The 25,725-nt window shown below is 61.1% G+C and carries 25 protein-coding genes and 1 tRNA gene; 17 read left to right on the top strand and 9 right to left on the bottom strand.

Features of this window, described 5'->3' with window-relative positions; translation table 11 throughout:
* Positions 1 to 93: 93 nt before the first annotated feature.
* Positions 94 to 1,206, bottom strand: a complete 1,113-nt coding sequence (locus DBIPINDM_RS05260; RefSeq protein ID WP_258584742.1) for a pyridoxal phosphate-dependent aminotransferase — start codon at positions 1,204 to 1,206, stop codon at positions 94 to 96.
* A gap of 115 nt (positions 1,207 to 1,321) precedes the next feature.
* Here DBIPINDM_RS05260 and DBIPINDM_RS05255 point away from each other — a divergent pair, with 115 nt between their 5' ends.
* Positions 1,322 to 3,001 carry a tetratricopeptide repeat-containing sulfotransferase family protein gene (locus DBIPINDM_RS05255; protein WP_258584741.1) on the top strand — a complete coding sequence of 560 codons (1,680 nt, stop codon included), beginning with the start codon at positions 1,322 to 1,324 and terminating at the stop codon, positions 2,999 to 3,001.
* Between the two features lie 182 nt (positions 3,002 to 3,183).
* Here DBIPINDM_RS05255 and DBIPINDM_RS05250 read toward each other — a convergent pair whose 3' ends face one another.
* From DBIPINDM_RS05250 to DBIPINDM_RS05240, 3 genes are all read right to left on the bottom strand, one after another.
* Entirely contained in the window at positions 3,184 to 4,335 is a 1,152-nt protein-coding gene (locus tag DBIPINDM_RS05250; RefSeq protein WP_258584740.1) for a porin, read from the bottom strand.
* Positions 4,336 to 4,458: 123 nt separating this feature from the next.
* Positions 4,459 to 4,701, bottom strand: a complete 243-nt coding sequence (locus tag DBIPINDM_RS05245) for a GIY-YIG nuclease family protein (protein ID WP_258589469.1) — start codon at positions 4,699 to 4,701, stop codon at positions 4,459 to 4,461.
* 175 nt (positions 4,702 to 4,876) lie between these two features.
* Positions 4,877 to 4,967 (bottom strand) — tRNA-Ser (locus tag DBIPINDM_RS05240).
* Between the two features lie 451 nt (positions 4,968 to 5,418).
* On the opposite strand from DBIPINDM_RS05240, the gene DBIPINDM_RS05235 reads away from it, so the two are divergent.
* Both DBIPINDM_RS05235 and DBIPINDM_RS05230 read left to right on the top strand, forming a co-directional pair.
* Positions 5,419 to 6,627 (top strand): porin, encoded by a 1,209-nt coding sequence (locus DBIPINDM_RS05235; protein WP_258584739.1) that lies wholly within the window; start codon positions 5,419 to 5,421, stop codon positions 6,625 to 6,627.
* Positions 6,628 to 6,867: 240 nt separating this feature from the next.
* A complete protein-coding gene (locus tag DBIPINDM_RS05230) occupies positions 6,868 to 7,944 on the top strand; it encodes a tyrosine-type recombinase/integrase (protein ID WP_258584738.1) in 1,077 nt (358 codons plus the stop codon).
* A 173-nt stretch (positions 7,945 to 8,117) separates the two neighbouring features.
* On the opposite strand, the gene DBIPINDM_RS05225 is transcribed toward DBIPINDM_RS05230, so the two are convergent.
* Complete coding sequence (locus DBIPINDM_RS05225; RefSeq protein WP_258584737.1) at positions 8,118 to 9,002, bottom strand: alpha/beta fold hydrolase; 885 nt, start codon at positions 9,000 to 9,002, stop codon at positions 8,118 to 8,120.
* Positions 9,003 to 9,107: 105 nt separating this feature from the next.
* Complete coding sequence (locus DBIPINDM_RS05220) at positions 9,108 to 11,138, bottom strand: lytic transglycosylase domain-containing protein (protein ID WP_258584736.1); 2,031 nt, start codon at positions 11,136 to 11,138, stop codon at positions 9,108 to 9,110.
* Between the two features lie 291 nt (positions 11,139 to 11,429).
* Between DBIPINDM_RS05220 and dapA the strand changes: the two genes are divergently transcribed.
* From dapA to DBIPINDM_RS05205, 3 genes are all read left to right on the top strand, one after another.
* A complete protein-coding gene (gene dapA, locus DBIPINDM_RS05215) occupies positions 11,430 to 12,311 on the top strand; it encodes a 4-hydroxy-tetrahydrodipicolinate synthase (RefSeq protein ID WP_258589468.1) in 882 nt (293 codons plus the stop codon).
* Between the two features lie 151 nt (positions 12,312 to 12,462).
* Positions 12,463 to 12,942: an SsrA-binding protein SmpB gene (gene smpB / locus DBIPINDM_RS05210; protein ID WP_027144197.1), complete on the top strand. Its 480-nt coding sequence runs from the start codon at positions 12,463 to 12,465 to the stop codon at positions 12,940 to 12,942.
* A 238-nt stretch (positions 12,943 to 13,180) separates the two neighbouring features.
* Positions 13,181 to 13,924 carry a glycoside hydrolase family 25 protein gene (locus tag DBIPINDM_RS05205; RefSeq protein ID WP_258584735.1) on the top strand — a complete coding sequence of 248 codons (744 nt, stop codon included), beginning with the start codon at positions 13,181 to 13,183 and terminating at the stop codon, positions 13,922 to 13,924.
* A gap of 24 nt (positions 13,925 to 13,948) precedes the next feature.
* Here the strand turns inward: DBIPINDM_RS05205 and DBIPINDM_RS05200 are convergent, their stop codons facing one another.
* Positions 13,949 to 14,311: a winged helix-turn-helix transcriptional regulator gene (locus DBIPINDM_RS05200; protein ID WP_258584734.1), complete on the bottom strand. Its 363-nt coding sequence runs from the start codon at positions 14,309 to 14,311 to the stop codon at positions 13,949 to 13,951.
* Positions 14,312 to 14,422: 111 nt separating this feature from the next.
* On the opposite strand from DBIPINDM_RS05200, the gene DBIPINDM_RS05195 reads away from it, so the two are divergent.
* A complete protein-coding gene (locus tag DBIPINDM_RS05195) occupies positions 14,423 to 15,436 on the top strand; it encodes a zinc-binding alcohol dehydrogenase family protein (RefSeq protein ID WP_258584733.1) in 1,014 nt (337 codons plus the stop codon).
* Positions 15,437 to 15,443: 7 nt separating this feature from the next.
* Here the strand turns inward: DBIPINDM_RS05195 and DBIPINDM_RS05190 are convergent, their stop codons facing one another.
* Positions 15,444 to 16,100, bottom strand: coding sequence for a uracil-DNA glycosylase (locus tag DBIPINDM_RS05190; RefSeq protein WP_258584732.1), 657 nt, complete (start codon positions 16,098 to 16,100; stop codon positions 15,444 to 15,446).
* 11 nt (positions 16,101 to 16,111) lie between these two features.
* Positions 16,112 to 16,693, bottom strand: coding sequence for an NYN domain-containing protein (locus DBIPINDM_RS05185; RefSeq protein ID WP_010915096.1), 582 nt, complete (start codon positions 16,691 to 16,693; stop codon positions 16,112 to 16,114).
* 326 nt (positions 16,694 to 17,019) lie between these two features.
* On the opposite strand from DBIPINDM_RS05185, the gene rpoZ reads away from it, so the two are divergent.
* From rpoZ to DBIPINDM_RS05135, 10 genes are all read left to right on the top strand, one after another.
* Positions 17,020 to 17,421 carry a DNA-directed RNA polymerase subunit omega gene (rpoZ, locus tag DBIPINDM_RS05180; RefSeq protein ID WP_183457793.1) on the top strand — a complete coding sequence of 134 codons (402 nt, stop codon included), beginning with the start codon at positions 17,020 to 17,022 and terminating at the stop codon, positions 17,419 to 17,421.
* A 128-nt stretch (positions 17,422 to 17,549) separates the two neighbouring features.
* On the top strand, positions 17,550 to 19,778 hold the full coding sequence (locus DBIPINDM_RS05175; RefSeq protein ID WP_258584731.1) for a RelA/SpoT family protein: 2,229 nt from the start codon (positions 17,550 to 17,552) through the stop codon (positions 19,776 to 19,778).
* Between the two features lie 30 nt (positions 19,779 to 19,808).
* Entirely contained in the window at positions 19,809 to 20,387 is a 579-nt protein-coding gene (gene pyrE, locus DBIPINDM_RS05170; protein ID WP_258584730.1) for an orotate phosphoribosyltransferase, read from the top strand.
* A gap of 44 nt (positions 20,388 to 20,431) precedes the next feature.
* Complete coding sequence (locus DBIPINDM_RS05165; RefSeq protein WP_258584729.1) at positions 20,432 to 20,833, top strand: VOC family protein; 402 nt, start codon at positions 20,432 to 20,434, stop codon at positions 20,831 to 20,833.
* Positions 20,834 to 21,086: 253 nt separating this feature from the next.
* Positions 21,087 to 21,686 carry a DUF2062 domain-containing protein gene (locus DBIPINDM_RS05160; protein ID WP_258584728.1) on the top strand — a complete coding sequence of 200 codons (600 nt, stop codon included), beginning with the start codon at positions 21,087 to 21,089 and terminating at the stop codon, positions 21,684 to 21,686.
* Entirely contained in the window at positions 21,683 to 22,096 is a 414-nt protein-coding gene (gene acpS / locus DBIPINDM_RS05155) for a holo-ACP synthase (RefSeq protein ID WP_258584727.1), read from the top strand. The genes DBIPINDM_RS05160 and acpS overlap by 4 nt, the downstream gene beginning before the upstream one ends.
* 78 nt (positions 22,097 to 22,174) lie before the next feature.
* Positions 22,175 to 22,924: a signal peptidase I gene (lepB, locus tag DBIPINDM_RS05150; protein WP_027045285.1), complete on the top strand. Its 750-nt coding sequence runs from the start codon at positions 22,175 to 22,177 to the stop codon at positions 22,922 to 22,924.
* Between the two features lie 2 nt (positions 22,925 to 22,926).
* Entirely contained in the window at positions 22,927 to 23,640 is a 714-nt protein-coding gene (rnc, locus tag DBIPINDM_RS05145; RefSeq protein WP_258584726.1) for a ribonuclease III, read from the top strand.
* Positions 23,625 to 24,557: a GTPase Era gene (gene era / locus DBIPINDM_RS05140; protein ID WP_096456325.1), complete on the top strand. Its 933-nt coding sequence runs from the start codon at positions 23,625 to 23,627 to the stop codon at positions 24,555 to 24,557. Before rnc ends, era begins: the two co-directional genes overlap by 16 nt.
* A complete protein-coding gene (locus tag DBIPINDM_RS05135) occupies positions 24,558 to 25,448 on the top strand; it encodes an aminoglycoside phosphotransferase family protein (RefSeq protein ID WP_258584725.1) in 891 nt (296 codons plus the stop codon). It abuts the gene before it with no gap.
* Positions 25,449 to 25,725: the final 277 nt, after the last annotated feature.

The raw sequence follows: 25,725 nt of genomic DNA, 5'->3' as shown, positions 1-25,725 counted from the left end.
GTCGCGTCGAAACAGATTCATCCGACGCGTTTTAGGCCGATGTTTTCATGCATGTGTCCACCCAAAACCGGGGTCACTTTTGGGCGACATGCATTAGTTCCCTCGCGCCGCCGCCAGCGCGCCCGGCAGTTCCTCGGCGAAAATGTCCAGTTCGTGGTCGAGGCCGACGCTGACGCGGATGCAGCGGTCGAGCCCTGGCGCCATCGGCTTGCGGATGAACACGTCGCGCGACAGCAGCCCCTGCAGCACTTTCAGCGCGAAGGCTCCGTCATGGCCACAATCGATGGTGACGAAATTGGTCGCCGAGGCCAGCGGCTTCAACCCGTTCTGCTCGGCGATCGCCGCGATGCGCCGGCGCCCGGCAGCCACCCGCGCCACCACCGTCTCGAGATAGGCCTGGTCGGCTAGCGCCTCGACGCCGGCGATCTGCGCCATGCGGCTGACGCCATAGTGGTTGCGGATCTTCTCGAAGTTGCGGATCACCTGGGCCTCCGCCACCGCATAGCCGCAGCGTATCCCGGCAAGCCCGTAAGCCTTTGAAAAGGTTCGCATGCGGACGACATTCGGGCGTGAGATGTCGATCGGCGGCAGGGCCGTGGCCGGCCCCAATTCGCCATAGGCCTCGTCGAGCACCAGCATGGTGGTCTGCGGCAACGCTTCGATGAAGCGGATCACCTCGTCCGCTTCCCACCAGCTGCCCATCGGATTGTCAGGATTGGACAGATAGACCAGCGGTGCCTTCTCCTTGACGACCGCCGCAAGCAAACCATCCAGGCTTTCGTGGTCGTTCACATAAGGAACGGCCACCAGCCGTCCGCCGACGCCGGCAACATGGAAGTTGAAGGTCGGATAGGCGCCGAGCGACGTCACCACGGCATCGCCAGGCGCCACATACATGCGCGCCACCAGGCTGAGCAGCCCGTCTATGCCTTCGCCGACAACGACGTTCTCGACCGCCACGTCGTGATGCGCGGCAGCTGCAACCTTCAGATCGAAATTGTCGGGATCGCAATACATCCACATGTCGCGGGCGATCTCGGCCATGCGGGCAATGACGCGCGGCGAAGGACCAAAACTGCTCTCATTGGCACCGATGCGCGCACGAAAAGGGCGCCCGCGCTCACGCTCCTGCGCTTCCGGACCGACAAACGGCACCGTTGAGGGAAGCGCTGCGACGACGGGCGTGAGGGGAGGGCGCTGGTGCATGGCGGAAGCTCGCTTGGAAAGGGCCTTCTTGCTAGCGTGACGGGGGGGTGCGCGCAAGCGCTGGGCAGGTCCATTTTGTCTGGATTCGATTGGCCTTTTTTGCTAACCAGCGACGATGAACAATCGTCTGCCGCCTGCCTGGTCCAAACACCTCAAGTCCGCCGCTGCGCCTAAACCTGGATTGCCACGGCCAGCTCCGATGCAGGCAAGTCTGCCGAAAACAAATTCGTTTGCACGCGCACAGGCTGACGAATTATTGCTGAAGCAAGCCTATGAGTATCAACAGGCCAAGCAGCTCAATGAGGCTCAGGACCTATGCCTGCAGGTTTTAGCGCGCACGCCGAATCATCCGCTGGCTCTCTACATCATGGGCACCGTTCATCTGGGCTACGACGACGAGGCGGCTTTGCGCTATTTCGGACGTGCGATCGCTGAGGAGCCTAAAAATCCCTACTACCATCTTAGCCTCGGCGAGGCCTATGGGAAGCTGAGTGAATTTTCAGTTGCCGTAAATCATATCCAGTACGCCTTGGAAGTGCGGCCTGACCTTATAGAAGCCCTGTGTGCCTTGGGCGGGGTTTATACCCAGTACGACAAACCCGATTTGGCCTTGCCACTTTATGAGAAGGCGCTGAAGATTAACCGTAATCACCCCAAGGCGCGGATCGGCATGGCTGCTGCGCTCACTGGTCTTGGGCGCATGGACGAGGCCGGCGTCTTTCTTAAGGAGGCGATCGAACGCCGCGTCGACGTAGGGGCGGCCTATTACGACCTTGTGCAGACCCGAAAATTTACAGAGGAGCCGGCCGAACTCCAGCCGATCCTGCGCGAGTTGGAGAGTCCGGGAATTAAGCCGGAGACGAAGGCGAAACTCAACTACGCCGCCGGTAAGGTGGAAAACGACCTCAAGCGCTATGCGGAAGCCTTCGACCATTTCAAGAAGGCGAAGCAGGCCGAAGGCTATAGATTCGACATAGACCAGTACCGCCGCTTCATTGACGCGTCGATCGAGACCTTCACGGCGGACTTCTTTGCCGAAAGGTCGGGCTACGGCAATCCTTCGGAAGCCCCTGTGTTCGTGGTCGGGATGCCGCGCTCCGGCACAACGCTTACCGAACAGATATGCGCCAGTCATCCGGAGGTCCATGGCGCCGGAGAGCTCAGAAAACTGAGTCGGGTAGCCAACGCGATCGGTCTGCAATCCTCGGCTTCTGATTTGAAAAAGCCGGTCATGACGGTCACTGAAAGCTTGTCCAGGACGTTGGCCGAAGAGCACCTATCTTATTTGAGGGAGCGCGCTCCAACCGCACAGCGCATCGTGGATAAGATGCCGCACAATTTCGAATTGATCGGCCTCGTCACCCTGCTCTTTCCCAATGCCCGTATCATTCACTGCCGCCGGGATGCCATCGACAATTGCGTGTCATGCTTTGTCCTGCCTTTCAACTCGGCACACAGCTACAATTCAGACCTGCGGGCACTCGGCCTCTACTATCGAGAATATGACCGCTTGATGCGTCACTGGAACGAGGTTTTCCCGGGTCGTATCTTTGAAAATCGCTATGAGACACTTGTAGAGGATCAAGAGGCACAATCGCGTCGGCTTATCGATTATCTCGGGCTTCCCTGGGATGACGCGTGCCTTCGTTTCTTCGATAGGGAAGGGGCGGTCACCACGCCTAGCCGCTGGCAGGTCCGTCAGCCGATCTACAAATCGTCCATGAAGCGCTGGAAGAATTACGAAAGTGAGATCCAGCCTTTGATTGAAGCGTTGGGCGACCTCGCCGACGTTTGACCGATAGTTTCACAGGCCAAGGGCATGTCAAAGAGCTAAGCGCAGAAGCGAATCTCAGAGATCGCGACGCGTTTCGGCGCTTGGTAGTGCGCAGCGCCATTGGAACAACGGTATGCATCAACACAAAAAAGAAAACCCGGCGGTTGCCCGCCGGGTTTTCGATTTCGACTTGTCGAAATCTATTAGAACGAGCGCTGGAAGCGGAGGATGCCGCCGACGCTGTTCTTCTTGTCGGCGTTAGTCCAGTTGCGATCGTCAACATCACCGAACTTGCCGTCGTGAGCATAGTCAACTTCGGCCGTAACCGTGAGGCCGGGAACGACGTCATAGGCGATGTTCGCCGCGACGCCATAGTTCTTGTCCCCGTCAACTGACGCCTGAAGGTTGAACGAGGTTTTCTCGTTGAACTTGTAGGTGCCGCCGCCCCACACTGCCCAGTGACCGCCCCACTGCTTGTAGAAGTTGCGGTCGATATTCTTGTCGGAGCCCCAGCCGCCGATGACGAACAGCGACAGTTGGCTGGTCGCATTCACGTCCAAGCGGACCTTGCCTGCGTACTCATCCCAGGTGCTGTCATAGGCGGCGACGCCACTGATGGCACCCCAGCCCTGCGTGTACTTCACGCCGCCGACGACGTCCGGTACGTAGCTGTCGATCGAATCGTTGCCCGAATTGCTGGCCTGGTAAATTCCATGCGAAGCGCTGGCGCTACCCGAGCCTTCTTCCAGCGAAACCACAGCCGACAGGCCGTTGCCGGCATCGAAGGTGTACTGCACGACGTTGGTGTCGAAGCCGCCGTAAGGGACGAGCGTGTCGTTGATGACGTTGCCGGCGTAGCCGATGAACGTATTGAAGGCCGATTCATCCTTACCGACCCGGAGACCACCGAGCTGGATCCAGGCGAAGTTCAGCGTGATGCCCTTGTTTTCAGCATAATTGTCGCTGCTGTAGTTGTTGTGGTTGCCGAAGTTGATGCGGGTCTCGGTATAGGTCTTCAAGGTGCCGAGTTCGGTTTCCTGGCCGGTCCAGGTCTTCAGTGTGAAGCGGGTGTTCTTGAAATAGGTGCTCTGGTCTTTGCCGGACCGCTGATCCTCCGTCTTGGCGCCGTCGAACGAGCCGACGTCACCGACGCCGATGTCGTAACGGACATAGCCGCCAATGCGCAGGCATGTCTCGGTGCCGGGGATGTAGAAGTAGCCAGCGCCGTAGACGTCGCAAATCTTGACGTATTCAGCGGGTTCCGGCTCGGCGACGACGACGGCGTCGGCGGCGCGCGCACCGGAAACTGCGATCAGGGCCGCAGCGGAGCCGAGAAGAAGGCTCTTGATGTTCATTTTCTGACCTCCAGTCAGAATCGAACGAAACGATAGAAGCTACGGCTCGTGTTCTCGCGATAACAGATTGTTATTGCTACGTTATATCGAAGAAATGTGAAATTTGACGCTGGCGCGCGGTCGTCACCACAGCCGTTTGTTGGCGAAAGCGTGCCCAGAACCGGATTTGAGATAACGCTCGAATGAAGCCGCTTTGGCCTGGCTCGAGAAGGCCATGTAGGTCACGATCCGCCATGGCAGAAACTTGGACGTATGGCTGGATTTTCCGGCATTGTGCTCGGCAAGCCGCCGCCTCAGGTCCGAAGTTACACCGATATAGCGCTCACCTTCCGCAGCCTTGCTTTCCAACAGATAAACATACCACACGAACCGCGCTCCTTCGCCGGATGCACGCATCCTGGCTCCTGGAGGTCAGACTGCCAATCCCATTTTACTAGGAACTTGAGGTGCTTGTGGCCCTCCTTCGCCGAGGCTTCGGAGGGCATCCTGCTTCGTGCGAAGGTCTGGACTTGTCCTGCGAAGCTCGAAGAGCGAAGCAGGATGGCGGAGAGGATGGGATTCGAACCCACGAGAAGCTTTTGACCTCTACTCCCTTAGCAGGGGAGCGCCTTCGACCACTCGGCCACCTCTCCGTTGCGCCGGTGGATAAAGAAAAGCGCCGGCACAATCAACAAGCCCGCATCATTATATGGAAAAATAACAGCGGGCCGGAACCGCGGGGTTACCTGGTACGGCCGTTTTGCGGCAACTCCCTGTCTGGTGACTCGCGACCCTGCCATGATTCCGTCTGCCGATTGTCGGATTCGGTGGGAAATAAGCGGTTGCGGCGGGGCTGATGGTTAACAAGAGCTTTCTGAGTGAGGCCAAATCGTGTCATTTGTGCAACAACGCTGGGGGATAGCAGCCGAACAGCCCTTTCGCCGGTACGATCGTTGTTGAACGCCGCCGGCTCATGGGTAATGTCGGTTTCGAGGAAGCGGCGCGGTGCGCATCTTTTTCGGTAGTGGGGATGGGGCAGGGAACGCTGTCCTTCAGCAAAGAATACCCAGACCCGTTTTTTAACTTTTGACTGGAGGTCAGAAAATGAACATTAAGAGCCTTCTCCTCGGCTCCGCTGCGGCCCTGATCGCAGTTTCCGGTGCGCGCGCCGCCGACGCCGTCGTCGTCGCCGAGCCGGAACCCGCTGAATACGTCAAGATCTGTGACGTCTACGGCGCTGGCTACTTCTACATCCCCGGCACCGAAACCTGCCTGCGCATCGGCGGTTACATCCGTTACGACATCGGCGTCGGTGACATCGGATCGTTCGATGGTGCTCGCAGCCACGACGTCAAGGACGGCAAGGACCAGGGCACATTTCAAAAGCATGCTCGCTTCTCGCTGAAGACCTGGACCGGCCAGGAGACCGAGCTCGGCACGTTGAAGACCTACACCGAGACCCGCTTCAATTTTCAAAACCACAATGACGATCTCGACCCGAACTCCGCCGGCAACAGCGGTCCTTCGCTGAACTTCGCGTGGATCCAGCTTGGTGGCCTGCGCGTCGGTAAGGATGAATCGGCCTTCGATACGTTCATCGGCTACGCCGGCAGCGTCATTCAGGATACGCTGGTTCCTTATGGTGGCTTCGACACCAACGTCGTGCAGTACACCTTCGATGCTGGCAACGGTTTCTCGGCCATTGTCTCGCTTGAAGAAGGCTCGGGCGGCACCGGCGGCGCCTTTGTCCACGGTGCCAATCACGTTAACGCTGGCTCTTACACTTATTACGGCGTTGGTACCATCGACTCCTATGTTCCGCACGTCGTCGGCGGCTTGAAGTGGACGCAAGGCTGGGGCGCCATCACCGGCGTCGTTGCTTACGACAGCAACTACCAGGAAGTTTCCGGCAAGGTCCGCTTGGATGTGAACGTCTCCAGTGCATTGTCGCTGTTCATCATGGGCGGCTGGGGCACCAAGAGCCACCTTGAGGATACGAGCTACCACGACTATGCAGGCGGTCGCGGCTTCTACAAGCCGTGGGGTGGCAGCTGGGCGGTGTGGGGCGGCGGCACCTACAAGTTCAACGAGAAGACTTCGTTCAACTTGCAGGCTTCCACCGATCAGTGGAAGAACGTCGGCGTCGCTGCGAACGTTGCCTATGACGTTGTTCCGGGCCTGACGGTTACAGCCGAAGTCGACTACTCGCATGTGGGCAATTTTGGCAATTTTGACGGAAATTTCTACAATTGGACCGGTGGCACCAAGAAGAATAGCGTCGGCGGCATGCTCCGCTTCCAGCGCTCCTTCTAAGGGCTGGTTCCTTACAGGTGAAATCCAGCCCGGGCGCGCAAACGCCCGGGCTGTTTTGTTTCGTGACTGGGTCAACGCAACAGAAGGAACAGGGGGAATCGGTAGCTGAATAAATCCGCGGGACGATGTCGTGGGATCCGTTGATGGGCGGATGGGATCACAACCGCGTGATTAAAATCTCTTGAAAGGACGCTTCCAAGCGGATAGGGCTGATCTATCCACATGGGGGTGTGACGGACTATGACCAACGAAGCGATTCAAGAGGGTAGCCCCCCGGATCCGTTTTCGATGTTTTCTTCTCAGAACTCAAAGATCAAGTACACCTATAACAAGATAAGAGAAGTAAAGTCGTACAGGGTCGGAGAGCTTTTTTCAGTTTACCGGGACATACTGTGGGATGATGGGCGGCATAAATACAATGTCAGCTCTTTCATTGGCGAAATAGACGAGATCCTCCTTGGGGAGCGTTTCAGCGCCCTTGACCAGAGTACCCTTGATAACCTTATTGGCACCTTGCGCCAGCGCGGCAACAGCAACGCAACCATCAACCGAAAGATGGCTGCCCTCAGCAAACTGCTGCGCAAGGCTTACAAGATGGGAGATATACACAGCCTGCCCGAGTTCCGCCGCCAGAAGGAGCGGGCGGGACGGATTCGCTTCCTCGAGAGGGAGGAAGAGGCGAGGCTGTTTTCCGCCATCAGGACCCGCAGCGAGGATGCCTACAGGCTTTCCGTCTTCCTCGTCGACACCGGATGCCGCCTTGGCGAGGCGCTCGGGCTGATCTGGAACGACATCCAGGAACATCGCGTCTCCTTCTGGATCACCAAATCCGGCCGCAGCCGCACCATTCCGATGACCGAGCGGGTCAAGGATGTCATCAAGCTGCCTCCGACCGAAGGCCGCCGGCCCAAAGGCCCGTTCACCAAATTGAGCCAGGCACAGTTCCGTGCGATCTGGAACGAGGCGAAAGCCGAAGTTGGCCTTGGTGCCGACGATCAGGTCGTACCACACATCCTGCGCCACACCTGCGCCTCGCGCCTTGTCCAGGGCGGTATCGACATCAGGCGTGTGCAGATGTGGCTCGGCCATCAGACCCTGTCGATGACCATGCGCTACGCGCATCTGGCTACCAACGATCTTGACGGCTGCGTCGTGGTGCTGGAAACGCCGCGAAGCGAAGCGTCGCCGCACGGTGCCGAAAGCTCGGTGTTCTCGTCTCCGTTGACCGCGGCTTCGACGCCAAAGCGGGGCCAGACAGGCGAGGCGGGCACGGCGAAGTCGGCCAAAGCGTCGGGGAAAAGCTCAAAGGTCAAATAGTTCCACCGGCTTGCATATACTGTTATGTTAACCCCAGAGCCAGATCTGGTCTTGGGGTTTACTTTGTTTGGACTAATGCATGTCGCCGAAAAGTGGCCTCGGTTTTGGGAGAACGACATGCATAAACAAAGACGTAAGGCGCGTCGCATGGATTCGTTCAGACGCGACGCGCTTTAGCGCTCAGCCCGATCAAGGAAGGCCGCTATATCGCCGGGCAAGCTGCCGGTTTCTAGGAATGGTGCGTGACCCTGGCCGTCGACCGTAATAGTTTCCATCGCCGGATGATGCTCTCGCATTTGCCGCATGGTGTCCGCGGACAGCAGTCTCGAATTGGCGCCGCGGATGGTGAGCAAGGGAATGGCCGCCAGCGCGTCGAATTGCGGCCACAGGGCGGGCAATGGCTGCGACAGGTCGAGATTGGCGACCGTGTCGACCAGTTTCGGGTCAAAATCCGGTACCACCCCTTGATTCGTCTCGCGGTAGAGCGCGCCCACCATCCGCGTCCAGTCGGCGTCGGTGAGCACGGGAAAATCCTTGCCGTGAACGCTGCGCTGGGCATTCACCAACTCGGCGAAAGTTTTCGCCTTCGGCGCGCGTTCGAGATAGGACTGGATGTGGGCGAGGCCGGCCGGCTCGATCACCGGCCCGATGTCGTTGAGAACAATGGCTTTCAGCGCGGCCGGCCGCAGGGCGCCGAGCACATGGATGATCAGGCCGCCGCGTGAGGTGCCGATGAAAGCGGCCTCCTCGATGCCGAGTGCGGCCAGCCCGGCAAGAATGTCGCCGGCTTCGACGCCGACATTATAGTGACTGACATCGGGATCGTAGGCCGACTGTCCGCGTCCGCGATAGTCGAAGGCAACCACCTTGCGCGGCACCGGGGATCGCGTCGAAAGATAAAGTGCCAGTTCGTGAAAATCCCGCGCGTTACGGGTCAGGCCGGGCAGGCAGGCGACTGGCCAGTGCCCGGAATTCGCTGCGCCATAGACGCGCGCATGAAGTCTCAGTCCATCCGGCGCGCTGTAGAAGAAGTCGGAAAAACCTTCGGTGCTCGACATCTGAAAGGACTCCCTGGCCGGATCGTCTTCGACTGCTACAGACGAGGGCAGGGATGGTCAAATGGAAGGCGCGACGCCGAGTCGCCTCTCAAGCCGTCAGCTTCCTCAGCTGCGCCCGTTCACCAGGTCGCCGACAATGTCGTATTTGCCAGAAATACGCATCTTGTAGACCTCGTAATTCTCCATCACGCGCTGCACGTAACTTCTTGTTTCCGTGTAGGGAATCCGCTCGATCCAGTCGACCACCGCATCGATGTCCTTGCCGCGCGGGTCGCCGTATTTCGCCACCCACTGGCTGGCCCTATTGGGGCCTGCATTGTAACCGGCGAAGGTCAGCACGTAGGAGCCGTTGAAGCGATCGAGCTGCTCGCCGAGGAAGGCTGAACCGAGTGTCGCGTTATAGCCGGCGTCGGTGGTCAGCCGTGCCTGCGAAAACTGCAATCCGGCCTTCTTCGCCAGTTGCCTGGCGGTTCCTGGCATCAGCTGCAGCAGCCCGCGCGCGCCGGCACTTGATACGGCACCGACGTTGAATTCGCTCTCCTGCCGGGCAATCGCATAGGCCAGTGCCTTGCCCGAGCCGGAAATATTGGCCGAATCAGGGATGACGCCGAGCGGATGCGACAGCGCGCCGACATCGATGCCGCGTGCCCCGGCGATCTTGCCGACCTTCAGCGCCATGAAATGATTGCCCTGCTTCTCGGCAAGGACAGCGAGCAGCGCCAGTTCACCTGGGCTGGTCAACTGCCCGGCAAGGTCGCGATAGAGCGTTTCGGCATAACGGTCATAGCCTGCCTCCTGCAGCCGCTTGATGGCGCCGACAGCCTCGCGGCCGGCAAAATTCTGCCGGTCGGCGGCACTTGGCGAGGGATAGACGATGTTGAGCGCCTGCCTGCCGACACGCTCGGCGGCAAGCTGGCCGTAAAAGGTCGTGCCGTAAGTGGCGGCACGCCCAAAATAGTCCTTGGCATTGCCCGGACCGCCGACTTCCGCCGCACGGCCGAGCCAATAATAGGCACGCGACAACGTCATCGGCCCCTGGGCAAGGTCGGCGATGCGCGAAAAATGCATTGCGGCAAGCTTGGGATCGTTCAGGCCGCGCAACGCATACCAGCCGGCATGAAACTCGGCCTCCGCCGCATTGGCAGCACTTTCGGCGGCATGCGTGGCGACGATATTGTACGCCGTCTTCATGTCGCCCTGGTCGACCAGTTCGCGCGACAGCACCCGGCGCTCGACCCACCAGGCGTCCGGATCGACCAGAGCCTCGCGGTCCGTCGGCGCCTTCATCACAACGGCGGCGGCGCCGGCAAAGTCCTCCTGCTTGCGCAGATATTCGGCCTGGGCGAAGAAGTAGCCGGCCGAACGCTGGGATGCCGGCACGGCCTTCAGCAGTTTCAGCGTGTTCTTGTCGCCTCTGTCGGCCGCGGCCCAGGCCTCGGCAAACTGCTGGGCGCCGGCAAGGCCGGCAATGCGTAGCGCGGAATTCACCCGGTCGGCATAAAACATGCGGTCCATGCGAAAACGATGGTCGGCGGCAGGGATCAGGCTGCCGAATTCCTTGATCAGTGCCGTCTCGTCCTTGGCTTCCAGGATCGCGGTGCGCCAGAACGGCGACAGCACTGAGCGTGCCGCCTTGACGTTGCCTGACGCCACATAGGCGCGGGCAAGAACCATGACGCCTTCGAATGTCTGCGGCTGGCTGCCGTCGAACGCCGCAATGACGATGTCGGGGGCGGGGTTCTCGCGATAAAGCGCGCGCTCGCTGTTCTTGCGCAAGGCAATTGTGCCCGGCCAGTTGGGCAGCATCTTCGCCGCGGCGGCGATGTCGCCGCTCGGAACCTTGTCGCCGCCATAAAGCGCGATCGCCCAGGCCAGTATGTGCTGGTCGAGCGATTGAGCGGGAAGCGCATCGCGCACGCCGCGAGCGCCGGGAATGTCGCCGGCCGCCAGTGCGTCCAGCCCGCTCTTCAACAGCGCGACGCTGGGCGAAGGGGCCTGCTGTTCACGGTCCTGCGGGCTCGGCATCGGGATCGCCGAGGTGACCCGCGCATCGACGCTGCCGCTGATCGCCACGCCGGGCATCAACGCGGCGATGGCGCCAAGCAGCGCGAAGAGGTGGGGCCGACGGGTCGGCATGATCTCGTGTCTTTCCTTAATCCGGCATTCTACCAGCAGGCGAAGATGCCTCGAAGCCTAAACTTAGGTCGTGAAGGGCTCGTAAACAAAGAGTTATCGAGGCCGTTCGAATTGCGCTTGCTGGCATCATGGCAATGCTTGCCGCGCAACCATGTCGAGACTATGGTGCGCCGCTTCGCTTTCGGTTAGAAGGCGCGCATGACAAAACACCGATGCATGTCGCCCAAAAGTGGATGCCGGTTTTGGAGCAACGACATGCATAAACAAGGAAGTCCCAAGGAGTTGGACGACATGCTGAGAGGCTCGCTTACTGCGCTCGTGACACCGTTCGAAAAGAGCGGGCGTTTCGACGAGAAAGCCTTTCGCGCGTTTGTCGAATGGCAGCTCGGGGAAGGCACGACGGGTCTGGTTCCGGTGGGCACGACCGGCGAGTCGCCGACGCTGTCGCATGACGAGCACCGCCATGTCGTCAAGGTGTGCATCGAGGTCGCCAACGGCCGCGCTCCGGTCGTCGCCGGCGCCGGGTCCAACAACACCGCGGAAGCGGTCGGGCTCGTACAATATGCTGAGAAGGCCGGCGCCGATGCCGCCCTGGTCGTCACGCCCTATTACAACAAGCCGACGCAGCGCGGCCTCTATGAGCATTTCGCCGCCGTCGCCAGGGCGACCAAGCTGCCGATCATCATCTACAACATCCCGCCGCGCTCGGTGATCGACATGATGCCGGAGACGATGGGCCGGCTGGCGCACGACTTCAAGAACATCGTCGGTGTCAAGGACGCCACCGGCAAGGTCGAGCGTGTGTCCGAGCAACGCATGACCTGCGGCAAGGATTTCATCCAGCTTTCCGGCGAGGATGCCTCGGCGCTCGGCTTCAACGCCCATGGCGGCGTCGGCTGCATTTCGGTGACGTCGAATGTCGCACCGCGGCTCTGCGCCGAATTCCAGGAAGCCACACTGTCCGGCGACAGCGCCAAGGCGCTGGAATTGCAGGATCGTCTCTTGCCCCTGCACAAGGCGATCTTCCTGGAGCCCGGCGTGTCCGGCGCCAAATACGCGCTGTCGAAGCTGGGCAAGGTCGAGAACGTGCTGCGTTCGCCGCTGGTCACGGTCGAACAGTCGACGGCCGAGAAGATCGATGCGGCGATGAAGCACGCCGGCTTGATTAATTAGCGAGCCCGTTTGGAAACTCTACTCCTGCGGCCATCTGAAGGCGCCACCTGCGCTTCCGGTGCTCACGTACTATATGTACGCTCCGCTCCGGTTCTCGGTGGCACCATCATCTGACTCGCAGGAGCGAGTTTCGAAACGGACTCTAGACGTCATGAATCAAGTCAGAAAAGCCGATCCCAACAACAAGACCGTTGCGGAAAACCGCAAGGCGCGGTTTTCCTATGAGGTGCTCGACACGATCGAGACCGGCCTTGTGCTGACTGGCACCGAGGTCAAGTCACTGCGCCAGGGCCAGGCCAACATCCAGGACAGCTATGCCTCGGTCGAGGGCGGCGAGATCTGGCTGATCAACTCCTATCTGCCGGAATATCTGCAGGCCAACCGCTTCAACCACGAGCCCAGGCGGCGCCGCAAACTCCTGCTCAACAAGCGCGAGATGGCCAAGCTGTCGCAGAGCGTCGACCGCGAAGGCATGACCTTGGTGCCGCTGAAGATCTATTTCAACGATCAGGGTCGCGCCAAGCTGCTGCTCGCCGTCGGCCGAGGCAAGAAATTGCACGACAAGCGCGAGACCGAAAAGCAGCGCGACTGGTCGCGCGAGAAGGGCCGGCTTCTCAAGGAGCGTGGGTGAGGAGTGGTCCGCGAAGCGGACGAAAGCCAACGATTTGGCTTTCGTCCGACGAACGGTGAAGGCCCGGTCCGCCTTCGGGCGGATCAAAAGGTCCGGTGGACCATTTGAAGGGGCTGAACGCCCGAGGGCAGGGAGCCCATAGCGAAGGGCTGGGCATCGAGCGGTAGCCCTAGAAAAGCCAAGTGTTGGCTTTCAAGTTTCGAACAACCGGAGCCGGCAAGTACCAGAGGGGATAGTCTTGAAGAACCGGATCATCCTCTTGGGATCGGTCAGTCTGGTTTTTGCGGCGATGGTGGTGGCCGGCGGCTTCTTCTATTTCCACACCTATTCTCCCGACCGTGGCAAATATCCGGTCAGAGGCATCGACGTCTCCCATCATCAGGGCCAGATCGACTGGCGGCGCGTTGCCGACGACGATGTCGCCTTCGCCGTCATCAAGGCGACCGAAGGCGGCGACCATGTTGATCGCGCTTTTGCCACCAATCTGCGTGAGGCTCGTGCGGCTGGCCTTGCCGTCGGCGCCTATCATTTCTTCACCTTCTGCCGGCCGGGCGCCGACCAGGCGAAGAATTTCATCTCGGTCGTGCCGCACGATCAGCCCTTGCTGCCGCCGGTCGTCGACATCGAGTTCGGCGGCAATTGTCCGCAGCGTCCGTCGCCCGAACAGTTGAATGCCGAACTCCAGGCTTTCCTCGGACCCGTCGAGGCGGCGTTCGGCAAGACGGCAATCGTCTATCTGACGGATGAGGCCGAGGCCGCCTATGCCGGGCAGATCGCCGCTCACCCGCTTTGGCTTCGCTCGCTGCTGGTGGAACCGGACCGCCATGACTGGGTCTATTGGCAGTACCACAACAGGGGGCGCGTTGATGGCATTGAGGGTGACGTCGACCTGAACGTTCTTCAGGGCGGGCCGGCGGTGCTAGCCGCGCTGTCTGCAGCATCACCGGGATCGATCCCTCCGGAAGCTCCGCCATCCCCGTGAACTCATTCAGAGATCGCGCTCGCTTTATGCTGCAACCTGCGAAACCTGCGGCGCCAGCGTCACATTCGCATCGCCCCAGACTTTCAGGGCGGTGATCACCGGTTCCAGGCTTCTGCCGCGCGGTGTCAGGCTGTATTCCACCTTCGGCGGTACTTCCGGATAGATCTTGCGAGCGATCAGTCCATCGGCTTCCAGTTCGCGCAGTTGGTTGGTCAGCATGCGCTGCGTGCAGTTTGGAATGCGCCGGCGGATCTCGTTGAAGCGCAGCGTGCCCTGGAACAGATGGTAGAGCACGACGCCTTTCCACTTTCCATCGATATAGCGGAGCGTTCCCTCCACGGTGCAGCCGGGGCTGCAATCGAATCGCTCATGGCGAATGCGCGGCATGACGGTATCCTTTTCGACACTATGTGCTTTATATGTGCATTCTTGCGCTCAACGCACATAATCCGCATCTCTGCCCCACACAACGCCCAACAGCAATCGCGGAGACCAAAAATGCGCGCCGTCGGCTATCAAATCCCAGCCCCCATCACCGATGCGGCCTCGCTTGTCGATATCGACCTGCCCAAGCCGGAGCCGAAAGGCCGTCAACTGCTGGTCGAGGTGAAGGCGATCTCGGTCAATCCGGCCGACACCAAGATAAGGCGAAGTGCCAAGCCCGAAGCCGGAAGCTGGCGCGTGCTTGGTTGGGACGCTGCCGGCCGGGTCGTCGCCACGGGTTCGGATGCCAGCCTGTTCAAGTCCGGAGACGACGTCTTCTATTCCGGTGCGCTCGCGCCGCAAGGCACCAATGCCGAGTTCCACCTTGTCGATGAGCGTCTTGTCGGCCGCAAGCCCGGCTCGCTCGACTATGCGCAGGCGGCGGCGCTGCCGCTGACAGCGATCACCGCCTTCGAGGCGCTGTTCGATCGCCTTGACGTGAAGAAGCCAGTCGTGGGTGCCACGAATGCCATCGTGATCATCGGCGGCGCCGGTGGCGTCGGCTCGATTGCGGTCCAGCTTGCGCGCCAGCTGACCGATCTGACGGTGATCGCCACCGCATCAAGGCCTGAAACACATGACTGGGTGCTTGGACTTGGCGCCCATCATGTCATTGATCATTCCAAGCCGCTCAGCAGTGAAGTCGCGGCACTCGGCATTGGCGCACCAGCTTTCGTGTTCTCGACAACCAACACCGACCGGCACCTGGCCGAGATCGCCGAATTGATCGCACCGCAGGGCCGTTTTGGGTTGATCGACGATCCCCAGACGCTCGATATCAATCCGTTCAAACGCAAAAGCGTTTCGGTGCATTGGGAACTGATGTTCACCCGCTCGCTGTTCGAGACGCAGGACATGGCCGCGCAGGGCGAGCATCTGAACGAACTGTCACGCCTTGTCGATCAAGGCACCATCCGCACCACATTGGGCGAAACCTTCGGTCGTATCAATGCCGCCAATCTGAAGCGCGCCCATGCGCTGATCGAGACCGGCAAGGCCAAGGGCAAGATCGTGCTGGAGGGATTCTGAAGAATGGCTATGTCCGCAGGAACGCTGCGATCTCTGTGAACACCCTGACAAACATCGCCTCGGTCAAAACGCCGGTGTTGGTGTTGTAGCGCGAGCAGTGGTAGCTCGAAAACAGCGTGATGCCGCCGGCCGGCAATTGCCCGCCATGCTTGAATGGGTAGGCGGCGACGCGCCCGCCGAGCGCGCGCACGGTCGACTGGTGCGCGATCGATCCAAGCGCCAGCACGGCGCGCAGGTTTGGGAAGCGGGCGATTGTCGGCACCAGGAATGTCCGGCAGGTGGAGATTTCGGCGCCGACAGGCTTGTTCTCCGGTGGCACGCAGCGCACCGCATTGGTGATCGCGGTGCCGACAAGCTCCAGCCCGTCATCGGGCCGCGCCTTGAATTGCCCGCGCGCAAAACCGTGCGCGATCAGGGTCGAATAGAGCAGGTCACCGGCATAGTCGCCGGTGAAGGGACGCCCGGTGCGGTTGGCGCCGCGCAGGCCGGGCGCCAGCCCGACGATCAGAAGCTGGACGGTATCCTCGCCCTCCGGCGGCAGGAAGGTCGGCACCGGCGCGTTGAACCAGGACGGCTCGCGCTGCCGCCACTCGGCAATGAAATCATGCAGCCGCGGGCAGAGCTGGCAGTCGCGGTTCGGTTCGGAAACGGAAAGGGCGGTCAAGGCTACCGGCCTCAGTAGTCGTCCTCGTCGACTTCAGCCGGTTCGGGCCGCCGAACGGGCCGTTCGGAGGGATCGCGGCCGACTTCGTTCTTCAGCGTCGTCAGGTCGATGAAATGGTCGGCCTGACGGCGCAGATCGTCAGAAATCATCGGCGGCTGCGAGGCCATGGTCGAGACGATCGACACTTTGCGGCCGCGCCGCTGCAGCGCCTCGACCAGAGTGCGGAAGTCGCCATCGCCGGAGAAGATGACATAGTGGTCGACGACATCGGCGAGTTCCAGCGCATCGACGGTGAGTTCGATGTCCATATTGCCCTTGATCTTGCGGCGGCCGGTCGAGTCGGTGAATTCCTTGGCCGGCTTGGTCACCACCTTGAAGCCGTTATAGTCGAGCCAGTCGATCAGGGGACGGATCGAGGAGTATTCCTGATCCTCGACCAGCGCCGTGTAATAATAGGCGCGTAGGAGATAGCCGCGCTTCTGGAAGCTCGACAGCAGCTTGCGATAGTCGATGTCGAAGCCGAGCGCGCGCGACGTGGCGTAGAGATTGGCGCCGTCGATGAACAGCGCGATTTTTTCACGAGGGTCGAACATGGAAAATATTCCTTTTCGAAAAATGCGGCCGTCTAAACGAAATGCGGTAGCGACCATCGGTCAGGCTCATAATAAACCGGCTGACCTTGTCCATCCGAGATAACCCCTGTTTGGTGGCAATCCAAGGCGTGATGGGGCAATGCAAGCAATTGTGATCGCGGTGTCGAACGCCATGGACGCAACGGCGTTCTGCTTCAATCGGGTGTTTGACCGCAGGATTGAGTGTCCTGCAGCGCCGACTTTGGCATGATGCTTGTATTTTGGCGGCGTTCGGGTTATGGACCGCGCCTGTTTTCCATCAAATCCAGGCATGAAAGGGGCAGTCCATGGCCCGCGTAACCGTTGAAGATTGCATCGACAAGGTCGACAACCGCTTCGAGCTGGTGCTTTTGGCCGGCCACCGTGCTCGCCAGATCAGCCAGGGCGCGCAGATCACCGTTCCTCGTGACAACGACAAGAACCCGGTCATCGCCTTGCGCGAGATCGCCGACGAGACGCTGTCGCCCGACGACCTCAAGGAAGATCTGATCCATTCGCTGCAGAAGCATGTCGAGGTCGACGAGCCCGAAGCCGATGGCGAAGTGATCGCCGATCAGACCGGCGCCGCCGTTGCGGCCGCAGACACTGACGACGCCGAGGAGAATGTCACGTTCGATCGGATGACCGAGGAAGACCTGCTGGCCGGCATCGAGGGTCTCGTCCCCCCGGAAAAGAGCGACGACTACTAAGCAAGCGCTCTGGACCTGCCTGGAATACGTTTCCGGCACTTCCGTCCGGTCAGTTTCGTGGCTATCTATGAGATGCGCCGTACGCTAGTGCGGCGCATCAATCATTTCAGCATCGCGAGATTCCGCCCATGATGCGTCAGTATGAGCTTGTCGAGCGCGTCCAGCGCTACAAGCCTGACGTCAACGAGGCGTTGCTCAACAAGGCCTATGTCTATGCCATGCAGAAGCATGGCCACCAGAAGCGCGCTTCCGGCGACCCCTATTTCTCGCATCCGCTCGAAGTCGCAGCCATCCTCACCGAAATGCACATGGACGAGGCGACGATCGCCGTCGCTTTGCTGCACGACACCATCGAGGACACCACGGCGACGCGGGCCGAGATCGACGATCTGTTCGGCCCCGAAATGGGCAAGCTGGTCGAGGGCCTGACCAAGCTGAAGAAGCTCGATCTCGTCTCCAAGAAGGCCGAGCAGGCGGAGAACCTGCGCAAGCTGCTGCTGGCGATCTCGGAAGATGTGCGCGTGCTGCTGGTCAAGCTCGCCGACCGTTTGCACAACATGCGCACTCTCGACCACATGCCCGAGGCCAAACGCCTGCGCATTGCCGAGGAGACGATGGACATCTACGCGCCGCTGGCCGGGCGCATGGGCATGCAAGGCATGCGCGAGGAGCTGGAAGAGATCGCCTTCCGCTTCATCAATCCGGAAGCCTATCGCGCGGTCACCGCCCGGCTCGCCGAGATATTCGAACGCAACAAGGGCGTGCTGACCGACATTGAAAAGGCGCTGTCGGCGCTGTTTGAAAAGCATGCCATCAATGCCGGCGTGAAGAGCCGGCAGAAGAAGCCCTGGTCGGTGTTCCGCAAGATGGAGGCCAAGGCGCTGTCCTTCGAGCAGCTGTCCGACATTTTCGGCTTCCGCGTCGTCGTCGACAGCGTCGAGGACTGCTATCGCGCGCTCGGCGCCATCCACACGACATGGTCGATGGTGCCCGGCCGCTTCAAGGACTACATCTCGACGCCGAAGCAGAACGACTACCGCTCGATCCACACCACCATCGTCGGTCCCTCGCGCCAGCGCGTCGAGCTGCAGATCCGCACCCGCGAGATGAACAAGATCGCCGAATATGGCGTTGCGGCGCACTCGATCTACAAGGACACCGGCGGCAAGACCAACGGCGCCGGCCATGCGATCTCGAAGGAGACCAACGCCTATGCCTGGCTGCGGCGCACCATCGAGCAACTGGCCGAAGGCGACAATCCCGAGGATTTTCTCGAAAACACCAAGCTGGAGCTGTTCCAGGACCAGGTGTTCTGCTTCACGCCGAAGGGCATGCTGATTGCCTTGCCGCGCGGCGCCACCCCCATCGATTTCGCCTATGCGGTGCACACCGATGTCGGCGACACCTGCGTCGGCGCCAAGGTCAATGGCCGCATCATGCCGCTGATGACGGAACTGAAGAATGGCGACGAGGTGGAGATCATCCGCTCCAAGGCGCAGGTGCCGCCGGCCGCCTGGGAATCGGTCGTCGTCACCGGCAAGGCACGCGCCGCCATCCGCCGCGCCACCAAGAACGCCATCCGTAAGCAGTATTCGGGCCTCGGCGCACGCATTCTGGAGCGCGCCTTCGAACGGGCCGGCAAAACCTTCACCAAGGAAAGCCTGAAGCCGGTGCTGCACCGGCTGGCGCGCAAGGACATCGAGGATGTGCTGGCGTCCGTCGGCCGTGGCGAACTTGCTTCCACCGACGTCATGAAGGCGGTCTTCCCCGACTACAAGGACGAGCGCGTCACGCAGGCAGCGCCCAAGCAGCGCGAGGAGGGCTGGTCGAAAATCCGCAACGCCGCAGGCATGCTGTTCCAGATTCCGGGTCGTGCCGCGCGCAAGGACAAGGACCAGCCACGCGACGGTGCCGTGCCGATCCGTGGCGTGCGCGGCGACCTGCCGGTGCGCTTCGCGCCGGAAGGGGCGGTGCCGGGCGACCGCATCGTCGGCATCGTCCAGCCGGGCACCGGCATCACCATCTATCCGATCCAGTCGCCGGCGCTGCAGGCCTTCGACGACCAGCCCGAGCGCTGGATCGACGTGCGCTGGGACATTGACGAACGCACCAAGGAACGGTTTCCCGCGCGTGTCTCGGTCACCGCCATCAATGCGCCGGGATCGCTTGCCGATATCGCCCAGGTCGTTGCGTCCAACGACGCCAACATCCATACGCTGTCGATGGTGCGCACCGCGCCCGACTTCACCGAAATGCTGATCGATCTCGAAGTCTGGGATCTGAAGCATCTCAACCGGCTGCTGTCGCAGCTCAAGGACAATTCGAGCGTCAGCGATGCACGGCGTGTGAATGGCTGACGCGGCTGATCTGTGAGGGGATAGACGCAGATGAATACCAATGAAGTGCTGGGCATTTTCCGCGAGGCGGGTGCTGTTCTGGAGGGGCATTTCATCCTGACGTCGGGCCTGCGCAGCCCGGTCTTCCTGCAGAAGGCACGGGTGTTCATGCACGCCGACAAGACCGAGCGGCTGTGCAAGGCGCTGGCGACAAAGATCCGGGCAGCGGTGCCGGGCAAGATCGACTATGTCGTCGGCCCGGCGATCGGCGGCCTGATCCCGGCCTACGAAACCTCGCGCCATCTCGGCGTACCGGCGATCTGGGTCGAGCGGGAAGGGGGCGAGTTCCGCCTGCGCCGCTTCGAAATCGCTCGGGGTGCCCGTGTCGTCATCGTCGAGGATATCGTCACCACCGGCCTGTCGATCCGCGAAACCATCGACTGCCTGCGCGAGCTTGGCGCCGAGGTGGTGGCCGCCGCCTGCATCATCGATCGTTCGGCCGGCAAGACCCATGTCGGCGTGCCGCTGATCGCGCTCGCCGAATACGAAGTTCCGGCCTATCCGCCGGACCGGCTGCCGCCGGAGCTTGCCGCGATACCGGCGATCAAGCCCGGCAGCCGCAATATCTGACCATGCAGCCGCCCAAAGTGTGCAGCGGTTTTGGGAGTGACGACATGCATGAAAACAAATTCGAAATGATCGTCGCTCTCGATCATTTCGTGTTGACGGTGGCGTCGCTCGAAGCGACCTGCGCCTTTTATCAGCGCGTGCTGGGCTTTGAGCGCATCGATACGCCGGGCCGGCCGACAGCGCTGGCTTTTGGCAACCAGAAGATCAATGTCCATGAGGTGAACCGAACCTTCGAACCGAAGGCGAATTCGCCGACGCCAGGTTCAGGCGATTTCTGCCTGGTCACGGATCGGCCGCTCGGCGAAATCAGCACCCGTCTCGCGGCCAACGGGGTGGTGATCGAACTCGGTCCGGTCGAACGTGTCGGGGCGAGAGGCCTGATGATGTCGGTCTATTTCCGCGACCCGGACGGCAATCTGGTCGAGGTCAGCGAATACCGGTCGTAATACTCTAGGCATTAGGCTGCGACATCAAACCGAAGCCGTTTCTCAAATTCGCCGCGATTGTCCCGTGTTGGAGAGACGAACCTTACCAAAAATTATGGCTACGCGGCTGCCGTGCTGACGGCCTTCGGTTGTTGTTGGGGTTGCGTATGGTTATATCAAGGTTGCGATTGCCATTGGATGATCGCTAAGCGCAAGATGTGACTGCCGTGCCCGGCTAAAGTTGCCGGCGCGGGAGCTTTGGAACGGGAAAAGAGTGCTTTTTCGACGCCGCAAGCCTGATGGCCTTTTCGAGCGGGTGCGTACCTATCTGTGGCCGCGCCGCTCGTTTTCGCGCTCGCTCCAGTATTTTTCCAAGCGCATCTTGCGGCTGAAGGCCACGCCGCATGCGGTGGCCGCCGGTGTCGCGGCTGGTGTCTTCGCTTCGTTCTTCCCTGTGGGCTTCCATTTCATCATTGCCGCCGTCCTGTGCTGGGTGATCGCCGGCAATCTGGTGGCGGCGGCACTCGGCGCTGTTTTCTTCGGTAATCCGCTGACTTTTCCCATTCTGTGGGGCGCATCCTGGGAAACCGGCAAGCTCATCCTGCACGATCGCCTGCCGGCACATGGTCCGCCGGCGCATCTGGGCGAGATGCTGCACACGCTTTCCTTCGCGAAGCTGTGGCATCCCGTGCTGGAGCCCATGCTGATCGGCGCGGTGCCGCTCGGGCTGGTGTTCGGCCTCCTGTTCTACGGTGTCACGCGCTGGGGCATGAATGTCTTTCGCGAGCAAAGGCGCAAGCGGCTGGCAGAGCGCGCAAGCCGTCGTGAGCAGCCGCCCCATCCCGGTGCAAGCATCGGTTCCGCCACACGATGATCATTGGCATCGGCAGCGATCTGATCGATATCAGGCGCATCGAGAAATCGTTGGAGCGTCACGGCCAACGCTTCATCCAGAGGATCTACACCGAGGTCGAACAGGCGCGTTCGGAAAACCGACGTGCCCGCGCCGCCTCCTACGCCAAGCGCTTCGCCGCCAAGGAGGCCTGCGCCAAGGCGCTGGGTACGGGAATGGCGCAAGGTGTCTTCTGGCGCGACATGGGCGTCGTCAACCTGCCCAGCGGCGCGCCGACCATGGCGCTGACCGGTGGCGCACTGGCGCGGCTGCAAAAGATCCTGCCGAAAGGCCACCGCGCGGCCATCCACCTCACCATCACGGATGATTTCCCCCTCGCTCAAGCCTTTGTGATCATCGAGGCGTTGCCCGTCGAAGAAGCGCCACATTGATTGCATCTGACGACCGGCATTGACGTTGCCCAGCGCGCGCCGAGACTCTATACCATCCAACGCACAATCGAGGACGACATGAGCGTGGCTGAAAAATCCCAGAAGAAATCCGGCGGGCTTGGCGAAACCGTCAGCGTCATCGTCCAGGCGCTTTTGCTCGCCCTGGTCATCCGCACGCTCTTGTTCCAGCCCTTTTCGATCCCGTCGGGATCGATGCGGCCGACGCTTCTGGAAGGCGACTATCTGTTCGTCACCAAATGGTCCTACGGCTATTCGCGCTATTCGCTGCCTTTCGGCCCTGACATTTTCTCGGGTCGCATCTGGGGCTCCGAGCCCAAGCGCGGCGATGTGGTGGTGTTCAAGTTCCCGCCAGACCCTTCCGTTGATTACATCAAGCGCGTGGTCGGCCTGCCTGGCGACAAGATCCAGATGAAGAACGGCCAGCTGTTCATCAACGGCGTCGGCGTGCCGCGCGTGAAGACCGGCCAGATCGACAATCCCGATATCACCGAAATGCCTCAGCCGATCGATGTCTACCGGGAAACCCTGCCCAACGGCGTCAGCTACGACACGCTTGACCTCAATCCGAATTCGATCGGCGACAACACGCGTGAATTCGACGTGCCGCCCGGCCACTATTTCATGATGGGCGACAACCGGGATAATTCCGCCGACAGCCGGTTCACCGTCGGCTACGTTCCTGCCGAGAACCTGGTTGGCCGCGCCAATCTCGTTTTCTTCTCGATTGCCGGCAAGGCAAGCCCGCTCGAAATCTGGAAATGGCCGTCGCTGATGCGTGCGTCGCGCCTGTTCCACTTCGTCAACTAGGGATGGCAGCGGCGAAACGGCTGACCGCCGATGCGCTCGCCGAAGCGCTTGTGGAACGCACGGGCCATGCCTTTGCCGACCGCCAGCGCCTGCAGCGTGCGCTGACCCATGCCAGTGCCCGCGGCGCCAATGCCGGCACCGACTATGAGCGTTTCGAATTTCTCGGCGACCGCGTTCTCGGCCTGGTCGTTGCCGATATGCTGCTGGCGGCGTTTCCAGATGCGGCGGAAGGTGAATTGTCGCTGCGGCTCAATGCGCTGGTCAATGCCGAGGCGCTTTCGGACATCGCCGAGGATATCGGGCTGCCGGAGCTGATCCGCGCCGGATCCGACGTGCGCGGGCTCGAGGGGCGCAAGCGCGTCAATCTGCGTGCTGACGCATTGGAATCGCTGATCGCCGTGCTCTATCTCGACGGCGGGCTGGAGGCGGCGCGCGCCTTTATCCACAAATACTGGCAGCCGCGTTCGCAGGCGTCGGGCGCCGCGCGCCGCGATGCCAAGACCGAGCTGCAGGAATGGGCGCATCAAGCGGCGAGTGCCGTTCCTGCCTACCAGATCGACAGCCGCGAGGGGCCGGACCACGATCCGTTGTTTACCGTCAGCGTCAAGGTTGGTGCATTTCAGCCGGCGACGGGCAGTGGCCGTTCCAAACGTGAAGCCGAGCAGGCAGCAGCGGCTGCCCTTCTGCTGCGCGAAGGTGTATGGAACGCGGCATGACGGATATTGAAACTGCTGAAGCCCCCGCCACCCATTCCGGCTTCGTCGCGCTGATCGGCGCGCCGAATGCGGGTAAGTCGACGCTGGTCAACCAATTGGTCGGCGCCAAGGTATCGATCGTCACCCACAAGGTGCAGACGACCCGTGCCATCGTGCGCGGCATCGCCACGCATGACAATGCGCAGATCGTCTTCGTCGACACACCGGGCATCTTCAAGCCCAAGCGGCGCCTCGACACGGCGATGGTGACCACCGCCTGGGGTGGCGCCAAGGATGCCGATATCGTGCTGCTGCTGATCGATGCCGAGCGTGGCATCCGGGGCGATGCCGATGCCATCCTCGAACGGCTGAAGGACGTGCGCCAGCCGATGGCGTTGATCCTCAACAAGGTCGACCGTGTCAAGCACGAGACGCTTCTGGCCCTGTCCGCGGCAGCGAACGAGAAAGTGCCGTTCAAGCGCACCTTCATGGTCTCTGCGCTGACCGGCTCCGGCTGCAAGGACCTGCTCGACTATCTGGCGCAGGCGCTGCCGGCCGGCCCCTGGTATTATCCGGAAGACCAGATCTCGGACCTGCCGATGCGCCAGCTGGCGGCCGAGATCACCCGCGAAAAACTCTATCTCAGGCTGCATCAGGAATTACCCTATTCCTCGCATATCGAAACCGAGAAATGGGAAGAGAAGCCGGACGGCTCGGTGCGCATCGACCAGACCATCTATGTCGAGCGCGACAGCCAGAAGAAGATCGTGCTTGGCCATAAGGGCGAAACCATCCGCGCCATCGGCCAGGCAGCACGTATGGAAATAGCAGGCATCCTCGAGCAGAAGGTGCATCTGTTCCTGTTCGTGAAGGTGCGTGAGAACTGGGGTGATGACCCCGAGCGGTATCGCGAGATGGGTCTCGAATTCCCGCATTAAATGGACGGCAAGCTCACCATCGATACGGCTTTGGTCAGCCGGTTGGTCGCCGCGCAATTCCCCCAGTGGAGGGATCTTGCCGTCAGGCCGGTCGAGTTCGGCGGATGGGACAACAGGACCTTTCATCTCGGCGACGAGATGACCGTGCGGCTGCCAAGCGCGGCCGCCTATTCGCTCCAAGTGGCGAAAGAACATCGCTGGCTGCCGAGACTGGCGCCGCTTTTGCCACTGCCCATTCCCGTACCGCTGGCAATGGGCATGCCGGCCGAGGGCTATCCCTGGCATTGGTCCGTCTATGACTGGATCGAGGGCGAGACGGCAAAGCGAGCGCGCATCGCCGATCTGTCGAAATTCGCCGCGGATCTGGCCGGGTTCCTGACTGCGTTGAAACGCGTCGACCCGACCGGCGGCCCGGCGCCCGGCCAGCACAACTTCTTTCGCGGCGGACCACTGACTGTTTATGACGGCGAGGCAAGGCAAGCGATCACCGCACTCGGCAATCGCATCGATGCCAGTGCGGCGAGTGCCGTTTGGGAAGCAGCCCTTGCCGCGACCTGGCAGGGACCGCCCGTCTGGTTCCATGGCGATGTTGCCTCGGGAAATCTGCTCGTCGAGGACGGCCGCTTGAGCGCCGTGATCGACTTCGGCACGTCAGGCGTCGGCGATCCCTCATGCGACCTCGCGATCGCCTGGACCCTGTTCCAAGGCGAGAGCAGGGAGGTTTTCCGCGCCGGCATCGCCGTTGATGACGCGGCCTGGGCACGCGGACGTGGCTGGGCGCAGTGGAAGGCACTGATCACCGTCGCTGGACATACGGACAATCAGGCCGAGGTCGAAAAATCCCGGCATGTGATCAACGAAGTGATGGCCGATCACAGGAAATGGGCGTGACTTGATTCGTCGGTCGCCCTTGTTTCCTGCTCGCCTGCGTCTGTCGCATTGGGCTTAAGAAAGCGGTCCCGCATCGGCGCACGGTGAGTGGGCTGCTGTCACAATCGCAGCCCACGTCGGCATATTTCGACCGCCTTGGCGAGATTTGGCCGACCTGGCAGGCGGCATTGGAATTTCCTTGCGTCATCGCGAGCGGAGGATGCCTGCCTCGGATCGCTGCGCACAAAAAATAACGGTTACTTTTCACGATAAGTAGCCAGAAATTCCATTTTCAGGT

The sequence above is a fragment of the Mesorhizobium sp. AR02 genome (assembly GCF_024746835.1).
Lineage (GTDB): Bacteria > Pseudomonadota > Alphaproteobacteria > Rhizobiales > Rhizobiaceae > Mesorhizobium.
The sequence above is the reverse complement of the archived record's forward strand: the minus strand, read 5'-3'. Positions and strand labels throughout refer to the sequence as shown.

Bases quoted from the DNA above. Each gene is read 5' to 3' on its own strand.
- DBIPINDM_RS05195 (WP_258584733.1), top strand. From the start codon at position 14,423: ATGCGCGCCGTCGGCTATCAAATCCCAGCCCCCATCACCGATGCGGCC.
- dapA (WP_258589468.1), top strand. From the start codon at position 11,430: ATGCTGAGAGGCTCGCTTACTGCGCTCGTGACACCGTTCGAAAAGAGC.
- DBIPINDM_RS05165 (WP_258584729.1), top strand. From the start codon at position 20,432: ATGCATGAAAACAAATTCGAAATGATCGTCGCTCTCGATCATTTCGTG.
- DBIPINDM_RS05255 (WP_258584741.1), top strand. From the start codon at position 1,322: ATGAACAATCGTCTGCCGCCTGCCTGGTCCAAACACCTCAAGTCCGCC.
- DBIPINDM_RS05200 (WP_258584734.1), bottom strand. From the start codon at position 14,311: ATGCCGCGCATTCGCCATGAGCGATTCGATTGCAGCCCCGGCTGCACC.
- acpS (WP_258584727.1), top strand. From the start codon at position 21,683: ATGATCATTGGCATCGGCAGCGATCTGATCGATATCAGGCGCATCGAG.
- DBIPINDM_RS05185 (WP_010915096.1), bottom strand. From the start codon at position 16,693: ATGTTCGACCCTCGTGAAAAAATCGCGCTGTTCATCGACGGCGCCAAT.
- DBIPINDM_RS05230 (WP_258584738.1), top strand. From the start codon at position 6,868: ATGACCAACGAAGCGATTCAAGAGGGTAGCCCCCCGGATCCGTTTTCG.
- rpoZ (WP_183457793.1), top strand. From the start codon at position 17,020: ATGGCCCGCGTAACCGTTGAAGATTGCATCGACAAGGTCGACAACCGC.
- pyrE (WP_258584730.1), top strand. From the start codon at position 19,809: ATGAATACCAATGAAGTGCTGGGCATTTTCCGCGAGGCGGGTGCTGTT.
- DBIPINDM_RS05220 (WP_258584736.1), bottom strand. From the start codon at position 11,138: ATGCCGACCCGTCGGCCCCACCTCTTCGCGCTGCTTGGCGCCATCGCC.
- DBIPINDM_RS05235 (WP_258584739.1), top strand. From the start codon at position 5,419: ATGAACATTAAGAGCCTTCTCCTCGGCTCCGCTGCGGCCCTGATCGCA.
- DBIPINDM_RS05260 (WP_258584742.1), bottom strand. From the start codon at position 1,206: ATGCACCAGCGCCCTCCCCTCACGCCCGTCGTCGCAGCGCTTCCCTCA.
- era (WP_096456325.1), top strand. From the start codon at position 23,625: ATGGAACGCGGCATGACGGATATTGAAACTGCTGAAGCCCCCGCCACC.
- DBIPINDM_RS05175 (WP_258584731.1), top strand. From the start codon at position 17,550: ATGATGCGTCAGTATGAGCTTGTCGAGCGCGTCCAGCGCTACAAGCCT.
- DBIPINDM_RS05135 (WP_258584725.1), top strand. From the start codon at position 24,558: ATGGACGGCAAGCTCACCATCGATACGGCTTTGGTCAGCCGGTTGGTC.
- DBIPINDM_RS05225 (WP_258584737.1), bottom strand. From the start codon at position 9,002: ATGTCGAGCACCGAAGGTTTTTCCGACTTCTTCTACAGCGCGCCGGAT.
- smpB (WP_027144197.1), top strand. From the start codon at position 12,463: ATGAATCAAGTCAGAAAAGCCGATCCCAACAACAAGACCGTTGCGGAA.
- DBIPINDM_RS05250 (WP_258584740.1), bottom strand. From the start codon at position 4,335: ATGAACATCAAGAGCCTTCTTCTCGGCTCCGCTGCGGCCCTGATCGCA.
- rnc (WP_258584726.1), top strand. From the start codon at position 22,927: ATGGCAGCGGCGAAACGGCTGACCGCCGATGCGCTCGCCGAAGCGCTT.
- lepB (WP_027045285.1), top strand. From the start codon at position 22,175: ATGAGCGTGGCTGAAAAATCCCAGAAGAAATCCGGCGGGCTTGGCGAA.